Origin of the sequence: Variovorax sp. UMC13 (assembly GCF_014170375.1) — a bacterium.
Classification (GTDB): Bacteria; Pseudomonadota; Gammaproteobacteria; order Burkholderiales; family Burkholderiaceae_C; genus Variovorax.
In genome coordinates this window covers 205,828-219,673 of the sequence record NZ_LZZW01000003.1, presented here as the reverse complement: position 1 = coordinate 219,673, position 13,846 = coordinate 205,828, and the positions used below count along the sequence as shown (strand labels likewise).

Annotated in this window: 15 protein-coding genes; 11 read left to right on the top strand and 4 right to left on the bottom strand. The window is 67.9% G+C overall.

All coding sequences use genetic code 11. The annotated features are described in order from the left end of the window. Nucleotides 1-9 precede the first annotated feature (9 nt). Entirely contained in the window at nucleotides 10-525 is a 516-nt protein-coding gene (locus A9977_RS01825; RefSeq protein ID WP_183023152.1) for a TRAP transporter small permease, read from the bottom strand. Beyond that, a complete protein-coding gene (locus tag A9977_RS01820) occupies nucleotides 522-1,103 on the bottom strand; it encodes a gluconokinase (protein WP_259651758.1) in 582 nt (193 codons plus the stop codon). Before A9977_RS01820 ends, A9977_RS01825 begins: the two co-directional genes overlap by 4 nt. A 181-nt stretch (nucleotides 1,104-1,284) precedes the next feature. On the opposite strand from A9977_RS01820, the gene A9977_RS01815 reads away from it, so the two are divergent. Beyond that, on the top strand, nucleotides 1,285-2,313 hold the full coding sequence (locus tag A9977_RS01815; protein WP_183023151.1) for a LacI family DNA-binding transcriptional regulator: 1,029 nt from the start codon (nucleotides 1,285-1,287) through the stop codon (nucleotides 2,311-2,313). 67 nt (nucleotides 2,314-2,380) lie between these two features. On the opposite strand, the gene A9977_RS01810 is transcribed toward A9977_RS01815, so the two are convergent. After that, a complete protein-coding gene (locus A9977_RS01810; protein ID WP_183023150.1) occupies nucleotides 2,381-2,962 on the bottom strand; it encodes an OmpA family protein in 582 nt (193 codons plus the stop codon). Between the two features lie 156 nt (nucleotides 2,963-3,118). Here A9977_RS01810 and A9977_RS01805 point away from each other — a divergent pair, with 156 nt between their 5' ends. Both A9977_RS01805 and A9977_RS01800 read left to right on the top strand, forming a co-directional pair. Continuing rightward, nucleotides 3,119-3,766: a gamma-glutamylcyclotransferase gene (locus A9977_RS01805; RefSeq protein WP_259651777.1), complete on the top strand. Its 648-nt coding sequence runs from the start codon at nucleotides 3,119-3,121 to the stop codon at nucleotides 3,764-3,766. Beyond that, the gene (locus A9977_RS01800; protein WP_183023148.1) at nucleotides 3,763-4,296 is read left to right on the top strand and encodes a superoxide dismutase family protein; all 534 of its coding nucleotides are present in this window, start codon (nucleotides 3,763-3,765) and stop codon (nucleotides 4,294-4,296) included. The genes A9977_RS01805 and A9977_RS01800 overlap by 4 nt, the downstream gene beginning before the upstream one ends. On the opposite strand, the gene A9977_RS01795 is transcribed toward A9977_RS01800, so the two are convergent. Beyond that, nucleotides 4,280-4,846, bottom strand: coding sequence for an NTP transferase domain-containing protein (locus A9977_RS01795; RefSeq protein WP_183023147.1), 567 nt, complete (start codon nucleotides 4,844-4,846; stop codon nucleotides 4,280-4,282). The two genes, A9977_RS01800 and A9977_RS01795, sit on opposite strands and share 17 nt — an antisense overlap. Nucleotides 4,847-4,879: 33 nt before the next feature. Here A9977_RS01795 and pdxH point away from each other — a divergent pair, with 33 nt between their 5' ends. The 8 genes from pdxH to A9977_RS01755 all read left to right on the top strand — a co-directional run bounded on the left by pdxH (nucleotide 4,880) and on the right by A9977_RS01755 (nucleotide 13,835). Continuing rightward, nucleotides 4,880-5,533 carry a pyridoxamine 5'-phosphate oxidase gene (pdxH, locus tag A9977_RS01790; protein WP_183023146.1) on the top strand — a complete coding sequence of 218 codons (654 nt, stop codon included), beginning with the start codon at nucleotides 4,880-4,882 and terminating at the stop codon, nucleotides 5,531-5,533. Between the two features lie 103 nt (nucleotides 5,534-5,636). Continuing rightward, the gene (gene asd / locus A9977_RS01785; RefSeq protein WP_183023145.1) at nucleotides 5,637-6,491 is read left to right on the top strand and encodes an archaetidylserine decarboxylase; all 855 of its coding nucleotides are present in this window, start codon (nucleotides 5,637-5,639) and stop codon (nucleotides 6,489-6,491) included. A 122-nt stretch (nucleotides 6,492-6,613) separates the two neighbouring features. Beyond that, on the top strand, nucleotides 6,614-6,973 hold the full coding sequence (locus A9977_RS01780) for a helix-turn-helix domain-containing protein (protein ID WP_183023144.1): 360 nt from the start codon (nucleotides 6,614-6,616) through the stop codon (nucleotides 6,971-6,973). A 107-nt stretch (nucleotides 6,974-7,080) separates the two neighbouring features. Beyond that, nucleotides 7,081-7,431, top strand: a complete 351-nt coding sequence (locus A9977_RS01775; RefSeq protein WP_183023143.1) for an FKBP-type peptidyl-prolyl cis-trans isomerase — start codon at nucleotides 7,081-7,083, stop codon at nucleotides 7,429-7,431. 294 nt (nucleotides 7,432-7,725) lie between these two features. Further along, nucleotides 7,726-8,301, top strand: a complete 576-nt coding sequence (gene grpE / locus A9977_RS01770; RefSeq protein WP_183023142.1) for a nucleotide exchange factor GrpE — start codon at nucleotides 7,726-7,728, stop codon at nucleotides 8,299-8,301. Between the two features lie 107 nt (nucleotides 8,302-8,408). Next, on the top strand, nucleotides 8,409-10,343 hold the full coding sequence (gene dnaK, locus A9977_RS01765; RefSeq protein WP_183023141.1) for a molecular chaperone DnaK: 1,935 nt from the start codon (nucleotides 8,409-8,411) through the stop codon (nucleotides 10,341-10,343). 97 nt (nucleotides 10,344-10,440) lie between these two features. After that, complete coding sequence (dnaJ, locus tag A9977_RS01760; protein WP_183023140.1) at nucleotides 10,441-11,580, top strand: molecular chaperone DnaJ; 1,140 nt, start codon at nucleotides 10,441-10,443, stop codon at nucleotides 11,578-11,580. A gap of 332 nt (nucleotides 11,581-11,912) precedes the next feature. Then, on the top strand, nucleotides 11,913-13,835 hold the full coding sequence (locus A9977_RS01755; protein ID WP_183023139.1) for a PrkA family serine protein kinase: 1,923 nt from the start codon (nucleotides 11,913-11,915) through the stop codon (nucleotides 13,833-13,835). The last annotated feature ends 11 nt before the right edge of the window (nucleotides 13,836-13,846 follow it).

The following is a 13,846-nucleotide window of genomic DNA, read 5'->3' as shown; positions in this document are numbered from 1 at the left end:
GGGCCGTCCTCACTCGATCTCGCCCGCGGCGCCCGACGGCGCCGGCGGCTCGCCGCGCACCAGGTCGAACACCAGCGCCACCAGCAGGCCGGCCGCCAGCACCAGCGTGGCCGCGGCACCGAGTGCCAGCGGATAGCCCAGCACGGTGCTGTAGCTCTCCATGCCGGCGATCACCTGCGTCCACGCGCCCTTGAGCAGCAGCACCATGCAGGCGGCCACCAGCAGCTGGCTCAGCCAGAACAGCGCCTTGCGCGAGCCGCCCTTGAGGCGCGAGGTCACCATGTCGAAGCCCAGGTGCTTGCCCTCGAAGGCCGCCACGATGGTGCCGACCGCCACCAGCCAGACGAACAGCAGGCGCGAGATTTCCTCGTACGACACGATGCTGGTGGCGAACACGTAGCGCAGCATGACGTTCACGAAGACCGCGACGACCATGCCGGCCAGCGCCACGACCATGAAGAGTTCGGCCAGGCGCTGGAGCACCGGCTTGGGACGCGCGGGCGGCGCGGAGGGGGAATGGCTCATGCGATGTCTCCGGGCGCGCTGTCGGGCCCTGGGGTTGAAGAAGAAGAAGAAGAAGAAGAAGGGGCGGCCCAGGCCACGACGGCCGCGACCAGTTCGGGCACGGGTCGGGTGGCGTCCAGCACCAGCACCCCGGGCTCGCCTTCGGGCGACTCGAGCGTGGCGAACTGGTTCGAGACCAGCGCCGGCGAGAAGAAATGGCCGGCGCGCGTCTGCACGCGCGCCAGGGCCGCGTCGTAGTCCAGCGCGAGAAACACGAAGCCCAGGCGGGGCGCGGCCTGGCGCAGCCGGTCGCGGTAGCGGCGGCGCAGCGCCGAACAGGTCAGCACCCGGCCCGCGCCCTCGGGCGGCGAGGCCAGCAGCCCGGCCAGGCGCTCGAGCCAGCCCGCGCGGTCGGCGTCGGTCAGCGGCGTGCCGGCGCGCATCTTGGCCACGCTCTCGGGCGCGTGGTACGCGTCGCCCTCGTGCAGCGTCCAGCCCAGCGCCTGCGCGCAGGCCTCGCCGACGCTCGACTTGCCGCAGCCGGACACGCCCATGACCACGATGGCCTGTGGTTGAAATTGTGAGATAGCGCTATCCATGGAAATCAAAAAAAGGCCCGGACAGCGGTCCAGGCCATGGCAATCCTTGCCTTCTTCAAGCTCAGCTTCAGAGGAAAAAAGTCCATGCGCAGCTTTTCGACAGGTGCGACTACTTGTTAACCCTCTGAAGGATAGCGCTATCCTATAGAACAATGGGCGCCACTTTTCTCCGGATTAACCCTTGACCGACGCGACCCGCCGCCCTCGCCGCTCCAGTGGCCGCATCACCCTCGACGATGTGGCACGCGCCGCGGCCGTCAGCCCGATCACCGTCTCGCGCGCGCTGCGCGGCGAGCGCAGCGTCGACCCGGCGCTGGCCCTGCGCGTGCGCGAGGCGGCCGAGCGCCTGGGCTACGTGCCCGACCCCGCCGCCCGCGCGCTGGCCTCGCAGCGCAGCAGCCAGGTGCTGGTGCTGGTACCAATGCTGTCGAACACGCTGTTCGTGGACCTGCTGGAAGCCGTGCACCGCACGCTCTTTCCCGCGGGCTACCAGCCGCTGATCGGCGTCACCCACTACGACAGCGCCGAGGAAGAACTGCTGCTGCGCACCTACCTGCCCCATCGCCCCGCGGGCCTGCTGGTGACCGGCTTCGACCGCAGCGAGACGGCGCGCCAGCTGATCGCCCACAGCGGCGTGCCCTGCGTGCACCTGATGGAAACCAGCAGCGCGCCCGGCGTGGCCTGCGTGGGCTTCTCGCAGGTGGACGCGGGCGCGGCCGTCACGCGCCACCTGCTGGAGCGCGGGCACCGGCGCATCGCCTTCTGCGGCGCCCAGCTCGATCCGCGCGTGATGCAGCGTGCCGAGGGCTACCGCCGCTGCCTGCGCGACGCCGGCCTCTACGACGCGCGGCTCGAGATGCTGAGCCCGGAGCGCTCGTCGATCGCGCTGGGCGCGCGCCTGTTCGAGGAGATGCTGCAGCGCATGCCCGACATCGATGCCATCTTCTTCTGCAACGACGACATCGCGCAGGGCGGGCTGCTGGCCGCCAACCGCCTGCAGGTGCCGGTGCCCGGGCGCATCGCCATCGCCGGCTTCAACGACCTGGCGGGCAGCGACCAGATGGTGCCGCCGCTGACCACCATGCGCACGCCGCGCAGCGAGGTCGGCCGGGCCGGCGCCGAGATGCTGCTGGGCCTGATGCGCGGCACGCTGCCGCAGCCCGGCTGCGTCGAACTGGCTTATGAACTCGTGGTGCGCGGCAGCACCTGAACCTGGGGACGAGCGCCCATGAAAAAAGCCCGGTCGTGCCGGGCTTCTTCAGGGAGGCGGCGGGGGATCAGTCCAGCAGCTTGACCTCGACGCGGCGCGCCTCGGCGTTGTTGCCCGAGCCGGTGCCGACCACGGGTTTCTGCAGGTCGACCTTGTCGGCGGGGACGCCCAGGCCCACCAGCACGTCGCGCACGGTCTGGGCGCGTAGCTTGGCCAGCTCTTCGTTGATCTTCGCGTCGCCGGTGGTGTCGTGGAAGCCCGAGATCACCGCCTTGCGGCCGCCCTCGACGCCCTTGATCACCACGGCCAGCGCTTCGGCCGCGCCCGGGGCCAGGTCGGCGCTGCCGGTGGCGAAGTAGAAGTTCACCACGCCGCCGACCACCTGGATGCTCGCGCCTTCGGGGATGACGACGGTCACGGTCTCGGTGGTCACGGTGCTGCCCGGGGCCGGCACCGGGGCCGGGGCCTCGGCCGGCTCGACCTGGGTCACGGGCAGGCCGCTGTCCTGCGCCGTCGGCGGCGTCGCGCCGCCCATGCCGTAGTTGAAGACCGACACCCCCACGACGGTGAAGACCACCAGCGCAATCAAGGCAAAAAGGAAACCGAGGGCGAAGCGCTGCTGGCTGTCGTCGTCGCTGCTGGATGACATGCGATGTTCTCCGAAGGAAAGAGGCCGGTAAATAATGGGTTCGTGATCCATGACCCTGAAATTGTAGGTGCCCCGCCGCCACCGCCCCCGCCCGCCGGCGACACCGGCCTGCCGGGCCTCGACCCGGCGCTGAAACCGGTGCGCGATCCGCGGCCGATGCTCGAGCGCACCATCGCCGAATGGGGCGGCCAGCAGGACCTCTGGCTGTTCGGCTACGGCTCGCTGATCTGGCGCCCCGACTTCGACTTCAGCGAACGCCGGCCGGCGCGGGTGCACGGCTGGCACCGGACGCTCAAGATGTGGAGCCGGGTCAACCGCGGCTCGCTGCAGAACCCGGGCCTGGTGTTCGGGCTGCTGTCGGGCGGCAGCTGCCGCGGCATGGTGTTCCGGGTGCCGGCCGCGGTCGGGCTCGAGACGCTGGGCCAACTCTGGCTGCGCGAGATGCCCACCGGCGTCTACGACCCGCGCTGGCTCGACTGCATCACGCCCGGCGGACCGGTGCGCGCGCTGGCCTTCACGCTGTCGCGCCGCAGCCCCAACTTCACCGGCGAACTCAGCGAGGAACGCTACCGTCAGATCTTCCGCAGCGCCACGGGGCGCTACGGCACCTCGCTCGACTACGCGCGCCAGACGCTGCAGGAATTGCAACGACACGCCATCCATGACCGGGCGCTGGCCCGCTTGTTGCGACTGGCCGAGGCCGAACTGTCGGCACGGGCCGATGGTCAGGATGGCCCGAGTCCGCTATACACCATGACATCCGCGCCCGATGGCGCCCCAGACACTTCCCAGGAGAAACCATGAGCTTCCGTCTTCCTTCCGCGGCCCTCGCCGCCCTGGCCCTCGCCGCACTGGCCGGCTGCGCCAGCATGGGCAGCCCCGGCGCCGTCGCCGAGCTCGCGCCCACCGCGGCGATTTCGCCCAACCCGACCATCGGCAAGGTGACCTTCACCCCGCTCGACCACGGCGTGCGCGTGGCCGGCGAAGTGCGCGGCCTGGCGCCGAACAGCGAGCATGGCTTCCACATCCATGAAAAGGGCGACTGCGGCGACAACGGCAACGCCTCCGGCGGGCACTTCAACCCGGCCGGCGGCATCCATGGCAAGTTCGCCGCCCCCGGCAGCCATGCGGGCGAGCTGCCCAGCCTGATGGCCGACGCCAGCGGCGTGGCGCGCTTCCGTGTCGACGACCATTCGATCTCGCTGACCGACGGCGCCGCCAACAACGTGCTGGGCCGCGCGCTGGTGGTGCACCGCGACCGCGACGACTACACGACCCAGCCGGCCGGCAACTCCGGCCCGCGCATCGCCTGCGCGGTCATCTCGAAGGGCTGAGCTCCCGCCAGAGCGCCTCGGCCGCCGCCAGGTCGGCCAGGGTGTCGATATCGGTCACGATGCCGATGTCGTCGAGCGCCAGTTCGCGCACCTCGCCGCGCGCACGCAGCGCCTGGAGCACGGGCGCTGCGCCCATTTCGCCCGTGCGTTGCAGCAGCGCCTCGCGCGCGCCGGTGCCGAAGGCCACGGGGTGGCCGCGCCGGCCCGCATGGCTGGGCTGCACCGCCGCCGCGCCCTGCACCAGCGCCTCGGCCACGCGCCGCAGCGTGTCGGGCCGCACCAGCGGCAGGTCGGCCGGCAGGATCAGCCAGCCGCTGGCATCGGCCGTCGCGCGCACCGCCGCGGCGATCGAATCGCCCATGCCCGGATGGCCGGCGTCTTCCAGATGCCAGGGCAGCCCGCTCGCGCGCACCGCGGCCAGGCTGTGCTCCAGCAGCGGCCGTCCGCCGAGCAGCGCCGCCAGCTTGTGCACCGTGCCGCCCGAGGCACGGAAGCGGTCGCCGCGGCCGGAGGCCAGCACGATCACGGTGGGCAAGGCGATGGGGTTCATGCGCGAAGTATCCCGCGCGTCGACAATCGCGTCATGACCTCTCCCAACGATTCCCTCGCCGCGCTGCGCAAGAGCTACGAGCGCGCCGAACTCGACGAAGTCCGCAGCGCGGCCGACCCGCTGCAGCAATTCGAACGCTGGCTCGGCGAAGCCATCGAGGCCCAGGTGCCCGAGCCCAACGCCATGACACTGGCCACGGTCGGCAGCGACCTGCGGCCCTCCACGCGCATCGTGCTGATCAAGGGCTACGACGCGCGCGGCATCGTCTGGTTCACCAACTACCAGAGCCGCAAGGGCCAGGAGCTGGGCGGCAACCCCTATGCCGCGCTGCAGTTCCACTGGGTCGAGCTCGAGCGCGTGGTGCGCATCGAGGGCCGGGTGGAAAAGGTCGACGACGCCGAGAGCGACGCCTATTTCGCCAGCCGCCCGCTCGATTCGCGCCTGGGCGCCTGGGCCAGCCCGCAGAGCGAGGTCATCAGCGGCCGCGACGTGCTGGTGAAGAACGCGGCCCTGGCCGCCGCCCGCCACCTGCTGTCGCCGCCGCGCCCGCCGCACTGGGGCGGCTACCGGCTGGTGCCCGAGCGCTGGGAGTTCTGGCAGGGCCGCAAGAGCCGGCTGCACGACCGGCTGCGCTACCGCGCCGACGAGGCCGGCGGCGGCTGGCTGCGCGAACGGCTCGCGCCCTGAGAACGACCGGTCGCCACACCAGCCCCGGGCAATCGATAGGCGCGCCGGGCCGCAAGCTTCCTAGAATGCCCGGTCCTGCCGCTTCCGCTTCTGCCCACCCCACGTGTCCGATCGCCTCTCCGTCCTCCCCCAATACGTCCTGCCCAAGCAGGCCCTGACTTCCTTCGCCGGCTGGGTCGCCGGCAAGGAGCGCGGCGCCGTCACCACCTGGATCATCCGGCGCTTCGTGGCGAAGTACGACGTGAACATGGCGGAGGCGCTCGACAGCGACATCGCGAGCTACGCGAGCTTCAACGACTTCTTCACGCGCGCGCTCAAGCCGGGCGCGCGGCCGATCGCGCAGGCCGACCTGGTGTCGCCGGTGGACGGCGCGATCAGCCAGTTCGGCCCGGTCGCCGACGGCCAGCTGTTCCAGGCCAAGGGCCACCACTGCACCGCCACCGCACTCGTCGGCGGCGACGCGGCGCTGGCCGCGCAGTTCGCGCACGGCAGCTTCGCCACGCTCTACCTGAGCCCGCGCGACTACCACCGCATCCACATGCCCTGCGACGGCCGGCTGCGCCGCATGATCTACGTGCCGGGCGACCTCTTCTCGGTCAACCCGACCACCGCGCGCGGCGTGCCGGGGCTGTTCGCCCGCAACGAACGCACGGTGTGCGTGTTCGACGGCCCGCACGGCCCCTTCGTGCTGGTGCTGGTGGGCGCGACCATCGTCGGCAGCATGGCGACCGTCTGGCATGGCGTGATCAACCCGCCGCGCGGCGGCGAGGTGCGCGAATGGCGTTACGACGACCAGCCGCAGATCGTGCTGCGCCAGGGCGAGGAAATGGGCCGTTTCCTGCTCGGTTCGACAGTGGTGATGCTGTTCCCCTCGCGCGACCTGGCCTTCAACCCGGCCTGGGCGCCGGGCGGCCCGGTGCGCCTGGGCGAAGTCATGGCGCAGCAGCCCCGGCCATGAGCCGACCCCTTGCGAACCCGCACGGCGCGGTGCGATTCAGCTACGAAAGCAGTAGCAGAACCGCTTCTGCGCTATAGTCGCCGGCCCCTCCGCGCCTTGCCGCCCCTCCCGCCACGACACCGATGAGTTCCAAGGAAAACGCAGCCGTCAACCAGTTGCTCGCGCTGCTGGAAGCCCGCTATGCCTTGCGCGTGCTCTGGGCGCTGCGGGACGGCCACGCGCAGACCTTCAGGCTGCTGCAGGACAGCGTGGGCGGCATCACGCCCAACACGCTCAACACCCGCATCAAGGAACTGCGCGAGGCCGGCCTCGTGATCCACGGCGGCGACGGCTACAGCCTGACGCTCAGCGGCCAGGACCTGCTGCGGCGGCTGTCGGACCTGCAGGCCTTCGCGGGCAAGTGGCAGGCCGGGCAGGCGAAGAAGGCCGCGGCAGTGTCGCCGGCACCGACGCCGCCCGGGCCCCCCTTTCCTTCTGTTTGAGCGTGGTCGCGCCGCGACGGCATCACGTCCTGCGGGCAGGGACACGCCCGGTCGTTAAACTCCCCGCCATTCTTCCAACCCGTTTTCATCCTCGATAAGGAACGCCCATGCCCACCACTCCCTCCGGCCTGCAATACGAAGACACCGTCGTCGGCGACGGCAGCGAAGCCAAGGCCGGCCAGCACGTGCATGTGCACTACACCGGCTGGCTCTACAACGACGGCGTGCAGGGCGCCAAGTTCGACTCCAGCCGCGACCGTGGCGATCCGTTCGCCTTCTCGCTGGGCGCCGGCCAGGTCATCAAGGGCTGGGACGAAGGCGTGGCCGGCATGAAGATCGGCGGCCAGCGCACGCTGATCATTCCCGCAGCCCTGGGCTACGGTGCCCGTGGCGCCGGCGGCGTGATCCCGCCGAACGCGACGCTGAAGTTCGACGTCGAGCTGCTCGACGCGCACTGATGGCTCCCCCCCGAGGGGCTTTGCGCACTTCGTGTCGCTTCGCCCTTCCCCCCTCCGGGGGCACTACCGGCGGCCCGGCGAAGCCGGTTCCGCGGTAGTCCTGGGGTTCTGCGGGCTCGCGCACTGCGTGCGCCTCGCCCGGGCGGAACCGTACGGACTGGGGTGGTCAGGGGAATTCAGTGTTTCCTGCCAGCGGCTTGATGAAGCCGCATTTTTTTGTCTTGAAAAACCCTTCCGGCGGCCCCAATTGGCCCGGAATCGTTTCTTTCACGGCCGTTTCAACGGTTTTTGAGCATGTCGAATCCACAAAACTCCGAAATGAACCCGCAGACGCTGCAAGGCGAACCCAGCCCCGAAGAACTCGAAGCGGCGCAATTCGCCAACGAGGCCGATGCGCAGGACGCGCTGGTCGCGGCCCAGGCCGAGCTGGCGACCTTGCAGGCGAAGAATGCGGAGCTGGCCGACCAGTACCTGCGCGCGCAGGCCGACGTGCAGAACGCACGCCGCCGCGCCGACGAGGAGATCACCAAGGCCCGCAAGTTCGCGGTCGAGGCCTTCGCCGAGAGCCTGCTGCCGGTCACCGACAGCCTCGAGGCCGGCCTGGCGATCCAGGACGTGACGCCCGAGCAGATCCGCGAAGGCGCCGAAGCCACGCTGCGCCAGCTCAAGAGCGCGCTCGAGCGCCACAAGGTGATCGAGATCGCGCCCGCCGCAGGCAGCAAGTTCGATCCGCACCAGCACCAGGCCATCTCGGTCGTGCCGACGCCCGGCCAGGAACCCAACACCATCGTGGGCGTGCTGCAGAAGGGCTACACCATCGCCGAGCGCGTGCTGCGCCCCGCGCTGGTCACGGTCAGCGCCGCGGGCTGACCGCCCCCAGGAAACCCACAGGAAATCCCCGCGTCATCCCTTGAATAGCGCCGGGTTATCCACACGTTCACAACAACTCAATTCCAGCATTCAGGAGCATTCACATCATGGGCAGAATCATCGGTATCGACCTTGGCACCACCAACTCGTGCGTCTCGATCATGGAGGGCAACACGACCCGCGTGATCGAGAACTCGGAAGGTGCACGCACCACGCCATCGATCGTCGCCTACCAGGAAGACGGTGAAGTCCTGGTCGGCGCCGCGGCCAAGCGCCAGGCGGTGACGAACCCGCGCAACACGATCTACGCCGTCAAGCGCCTGATCGGCCGCAAGTTCGAAGAAAAAGAAGTGCAGAAGGACATCGACCTGATGCCCTACACCATCTCCAAGGCCGACAACGGCGACGCCTGGGTCGAGGTGCGCGGCAAGAAGCTCGCGCCCCAGCAGGTCAGCGCCGAGATCCTGCGCAAGATGAAGAAGACCGCCGAGGACTACCTGGGCGAGCCGGTGACCGAGGCCGTGATCACGGTGCCCGCGTACTTCAACGACAGCCAGCGCCAGGCCACCAAGGACGCCGGCCGCATCGCGGGCCTGGACGTCAAGCGCATCATCAACGAACCCACCGCCGCGGCCCTGGCCTTCGGCCTGGACAAGCAGGACAAGGCCGATCGCAAGATCGCCGTGTACGACCTGGGCGGCGGCACCTTCGACGTGTCGATCATCGAGATCGCGGACGTCGACGGCGAGAAGCAGTTCGAAGTGCTGTCGACCAACGGCGACACCTTCCTGGGCGGCGAAGACTTCGACCAGCGCATCATCGACTACATCATTTCCGAGTTCAAGAAGGAACAGGGTGTCGACCTGGGCAAGGACGTGCTGGCCCTGCAGCGCCTCAAGGAAGCCGCCGAGAAGGCCAAGATCGAGCTGTCGAACGGCGCCGCCACCGACATCAACCTGCCCTACGTGACGGCCGACGCCTCGGGCCCGAAGCACCTGAACATCAAGCTCAGCCGCGCCAAGCTGGAAAGCCTGGTCGAAGAGCTGGTCGAGCGCACCATCGCGCCCTGCCGCACCGCCATCAAGGATGCCGGCGTGAGCGTGTCGGACATCAACGACGTGATCCTGGTCGGCGGCATGACCCGCATGCCCAAGGTGCAGGAGAAGGTCAAGGAGTTCTTCGGCAAGGAACCGCGCAAGGACGTGAACCCCGACGAGGCCGTGGCCGTCGGCGCCGCCATCCAGGGCCAGGTGCTCTCGGGCGACCGCAAGGACGTGCTGCTGCTCGACGTGACCCCCCTGTCGCTGGGCATCGAGACCATGGGCGGCGTGATGACCAAGATGATCGTGAAGAACACGACCATCCCGACCAAGTTCGCGCAGACCTTCTCGACCGCCGAGGACAACCAGCCGGCCGTGACCATCAAGGTGTTCCAGGGCGAACGCGAGATCGCCTCGGGCAACAAGGCGCTGGGCGAGTTCAACCTCGAAGGCATCCCGCCGGCCGCGCGCGGCACGCCGCAGATCGAGGTGAGCTTCGACATCGACGCCAACGGCATCCTGCACGTGGGCGCCAAGGACAAGGGCACCGGCAAGGAAAACAAGATCACCATCAAGGCGAACTCGGGCCTGTCGGAAGACGAGATCCAGAAGATGGTCAAGGACGCCGAACTGAACGCGGCCGACGACAAGAAGAAGGTCGAACTGGCGCAGGCCCGCAACCAGGGCGAAGCCATGGTGCACAGCGTGAAGAAGTCGCTGGGCGAGCACGGCGAGACCCTGGACGCCGGCGAGAAGGAAAAGATCGAGGCCGCCATCAAGGACGTCGAGGAAGCCCTGAAGACCGACGACAAGGCGGCCATCGAGGACAAGACCAACACGCTGATGAGCGCCAGCCAGAAGCTGGGCGAGAAGATGTACGCCGACGCGCAGGCCGCCGCCGGTGCGGCTGGTGGCGCGGCCGGCGGCCCTGAAGCGGCAGCCAGCGCCCCGGCGGACGACAACGTGGTCGACGCCGAGGTCAAGGAAGTCAAGAAGGGCTGATCCCGCAGCGCTTCCCGAGGCTGGATCACCCCCCGACGGGTGATCCAGCCTTTTCCGTTTCCAGCTACCGCCCCCGACGACCCGCACGACCCGCACCATGGCCACCAAACGCGACTACTACGAAACCCTCGGCGTTCCCAAGAACGCGAGCGAGGATGAAATCAAGAAGGCTTATCGCAAGCAGGCGATGAAGCACCATCCCGACCGCAACCAGGGCGATGCGTCCAAGGATGCGGAAGCCAAGTTCAAGGACGCCAAGGAAGCGTACGAGATGCTGTCGGACCCGCAGAAGCGGGCCGCCTACGACCAGTACGGCCATGCGGGCGTCGACCCGAACATGCGCGGCGGCCCGGGCGCGGAAGGCTTCGGCGGCTTTGCGGAGGCCTTCGGCGACATCTTCGGCGACGTGTTCGGCGGTGCGCGCGGCGGCCGCCAGGGCAGCGGCCGGCAGGTCTTCCGCGGCGGCGACCTGAGCTACGCGATGGAGATCACGCTGGAAGAAGCGGCCGACGGCAAGGACGCGCAGATCCGCATCCCCAGCTGGGACGATTGCGGCACCTGCAGCGGCACGGGCGCCAAGCCCGGCACCAAGCCCATCACCTGCACCACCTGCCACGGCGCGGGCGCGGTGCAGATGCGTCAAGGCTTCTTCAGCGTACAACAGACCTGCCCGCAGTGCCACGGCACGGGCAAGATCATCCCCGAGCCGTGCGCCACCTGCCACGGCCAGGGCAAGATCAAGAACAACAAGACGCTGGAAGTGAAGATCCCGGCCGGCATCGACGACGGCATGCGCATCCGCAGCACCGGCAACGGCGAACCCGGCACCAACGGCGGCCCGCCGGGCGACCTCTACATCGAGATCCGGCTCAAGAAGCACGACCTGTTCGAGCGCGACGGCGACGACCTGCACTGCGTGGTGCCGGTGGCCATGACGACCGCGGCGCTGGGCGGCGAGATCAACGTGCCGACGCTCAAGGGCGCGGCCGCGATCGACATCCCCGAAGGCACACAGAGCGGCAAGCAGTTCCGGCTGCGCGGCAAGGGCATCAAGGGCGTGCGCGGCAGCTACCCGGGCGACCTGTACTGCCACGTGCGCGTCGAGACGCCGGTCAAGCTCAGCGAGCACCAGCGCAAGCTGGTCAAGGAGCTCGACGAGTCGCTCAAGAAAGGCGGCAACAAGCACAGCCCGACCGACAAGGGCTGGTTCGACAAGGCCAAGGAATTCTTCAGCTGATCGCGATCGGCGGATCGCCTACAAAAGAGCGGCCTGCGGGCCGCTTTTTTTTGCGACGGAATCGACAGATCCAAAACAAAACTGGCCGCGTATGTGCACGCATGAGGCTGTTGAATCGTTCATGCATCACTAGGAACTTTAAACAGACGCTGTTGTTCTGAACGAATAAGCACTCGCAGAAGCGTTCTTTGCTTTATGCTGAATCTACAGTTGGAATAGGGAGTTTTTTGCAGGGCTGCAGCCCGGCGCCAAGCACCTGAAGCGAGTGTTGCGATGCGTGGGCTGCTGCAGGTCCGGGGCTTCGGCCTCATTGACTCGATGGAGGTGTGTCCATGGATGTGATCAGCAACTTTGCCGCCCGCTACGACCGCACGCGAGAAGAGGTCCTCTCGCTGCAGGAGTACCTTGACCTCTGCAAGCGCGAGCCGGTGGCCTATGCCACCGCCGCCGAGCGCATGCTCCAAGCCATCGGCGCGCCCGAGCTTGTCGACACCCGCAACGATCCGCGGCTCTCGCGCATCTTCGCCAACAAGGTGATCAAGCTCTACCCGGCGTTCAAGGAGTTCTACGGCATGGAGGACGCCATCGAGCAGGTGGTGTCCTATTTCCGCCACGCCGCGCAAGGCCTGGAAGAGAAGAAGCAGATCCTCTACCTGCTGGGCCCGGTCGGCGGCGGCAAGAGCTCCATCGCGGAGCGGCTCAAGCAATTGATGGAGCAGGTGCCCTTCTATGCGATCAAGGGATCGCCGGTGAACGAATCACCGCTGGGCCTGTTCGATCCGGCCGAGGACGGAGAAATCCTCGAAAAGGAATTCGGCATTCCGCGCCGCTACCTGCAGCGCATCCTCTCGCCCTGGGCCGTCAAGCGGCTCGAGGAATACGGCGGCGACATCCGCAAGTTCCAGGTGGTCAAGCGCTACCCGTCGGTGCTGCGCCAGATCGCCGTGGCCAAGACCGAGCCCGGCGACGAGAACAACCAGGACATCTCCTCGCTGGTCGGCAAGATCGACATCCGCAAGCTCGAGACCTATGCGCAGGACGACCCCGACGCCTATTCCTACTCGGGCGGCCTGTGCCTCGCGAACCAGGGCCTGCTCGAGTTCGTGGAGATGTTCAAGGCGCCGATCAAGGTGCTGCACCCGCTGCTGACCGCCACCCAGGAAAGCAACTTCAAGGGCACCGAGGGTTTCGGCGCCATCCCCTTCGACGGCATCGTGCTGGCCCACAGCAACGAGAGCGAATGGAAGGCCTTCCGCAACAACAAGAACAACGAAGCCTTCCTCGACCGGATCTACATCGTCAAGGTGCCCTACTGCCTGCGCGTGTCCGAAGAGATCAAGATCTACGAGAAGCTGGTGCGCACCTCCTCGCTGGCCGAAGCACCGTGCGCACCCGGCACCTTGCGCATGATGGCGCAGTTCTCGGTGCTCACGCGGCTCAAGGAGCCGGAGAACTCGAGCATCTTCAGCAAGTCGCTGGTCTACGACGGCGACAGCCTCAAGGACACCGACCCCAAGGCCAAGTCGCTGCAGGAGTACCGCGACTACGCGGGTGTCGACGAGGGCATGAGCGGCGTCTCGACGCGCTTCGCCTTCAAGATCATCTCCAAGGTCTTCAACTTCGACAGCAGCGAGGTGGCTGCCAACCCGGTGCACCTGATGTACGTGCTCGAGCAGCAGATCGAGCGCGAGCAGTTCCCGCCGGAGACCGAGCAGAAGTACCTGGCCTACATCAAGGAGCACCTGGCCGCGCGCTACGCGGAGTTCATCGGCAAGGAGATCCAGACCGCCTACCTCGAGAGCTACAGCGAGTACGGCCAGAACATCTTCGACCGCTACGTGACCTACGCCGACTACTGGATCCAGGACCAGGAGTACCGCGACGTCGACACCGGCGAGGTGTTCGACCGGGTCTCGCTCAACGGCGAGCTGGAGAAGATCGAGAAGCCCGCGGGCATCTCGAACCCCAAGGACTTCCGCAACGAGATCGTCAACTTCGTGCTGCGCGCGCGGGCCGGCAACGCGGGCCGCAATCCGGCCTGGACCAGCTACGAGAAGCTGCGCACGGTGATCGAGAAGAAGATGTTCTCCAACACCGAGGAGCTGCTGCCCGTGATCAGCTTCAACGCCAAGAGCAGCGCCGACGAACAGAAGAAGCACCAGGACTTCGTCGCGCGCATGGTGGAGAAAGGCTACACGTCCAAGCAGGTGCGCCTGCTGTGCGAGTGGTACCTGCGGGTTCGCAAGAGTTCCTGAGTTTCAGAGTT

Excerpts from the sequence above, each read along its gene's own strand:
- A9977_RS01805 (WP_259651777.1), top strand. The coding sequence starts at position 3,119 with ATGCTCGAGCGCACCATCGCCGAATGGGGCGGCCAGCAGGACCTCTGG.
- A9977_RS01755 (WP_183023139.1), top strand. The coding sequence starts at position 11,913 with ATGGATGTGATCAGCAACTTTGCCGCCCGCTACGACCGCACGCGAGAA.
- dnaJ (WP_183023140.1), top strand. The coding sequence starts at position 10,441 with ATGGCCACCAAACGCGACTACTACGAAACCCTCGGCGTTCCCAAGAAC.
- A9977_RS01775 (WP_183023143.1), top strand. The coding sequence starts at position 7,081 with ATGCCCACCACTCCCTCCGGCCTGCAATACGAAGACACCGTCGTCGGC.
- A9977_RS01825 (WP_183023152.1), bottom strand. The coding sequence starts at position 525 with ATGAGCCATTCCCCCTCCGCGCCGCCCGCGCGTCCCAAGCCGGTGCTC.
- pdxH (WP_183023146.1), top strand. The coding sequence starts at position 4,880 with ATGACCTCTCCCAACGATTCCCTCGCCGCGCTGCGCAAGAGCTACGAG.
- A9977_RS01810 (WP_183023150.1), bottom strand. The coding sequence starts at position 2,962 with ATGTCATCCAGCAGCGACGACGACAGCCAGCAGCGCTTCGCCCTCGGT.
- A9977_RS01795 (WP_183023147.1), bottom strand. The coding sequence starts at position 4,846 with ATGAACCCCATCGCCTTGCCCACCGTGATCGTGCTGGCCTCCGGCCGC.
- grpE (WP_183023142.1), top strand. The coding sequence starts at position 7,726 with ATGTCGAATCCACAAAACTCCGAAATGAACCCGCAGACGCTGCAAGGC.
- A9977_RS01820 (WP_259651758.1), bottom strand. The coding sequence starts at position 1,103 with ATGGATAGCGCTATCTCACAATTTCAACCACAGGCCATCGTGGTCATG.
- A9977_RS01780 (WP_183023144.1), top strand. The coding sequence starts at position 6,614 with ATGAGTTCCAAGGAAAACGCAGCCGTCAACCAGTTGCTCGCGCTGCTG.
- A9977_RS01800 (WP_183023148.1), top strand. The coding sequence starts at position 3,763 with ATGAGCTTCCGTCTTCCTTCCGCGGCCCTCGCCGCCCTGGCCCTCGCC.
- dnaK (WP_183023141.1), top strand. The coding sequence starts at position 8,409 with ATGGGCAGAATCATCGGTATCGACCTTGGCACCACCAACTCGTGCGTC.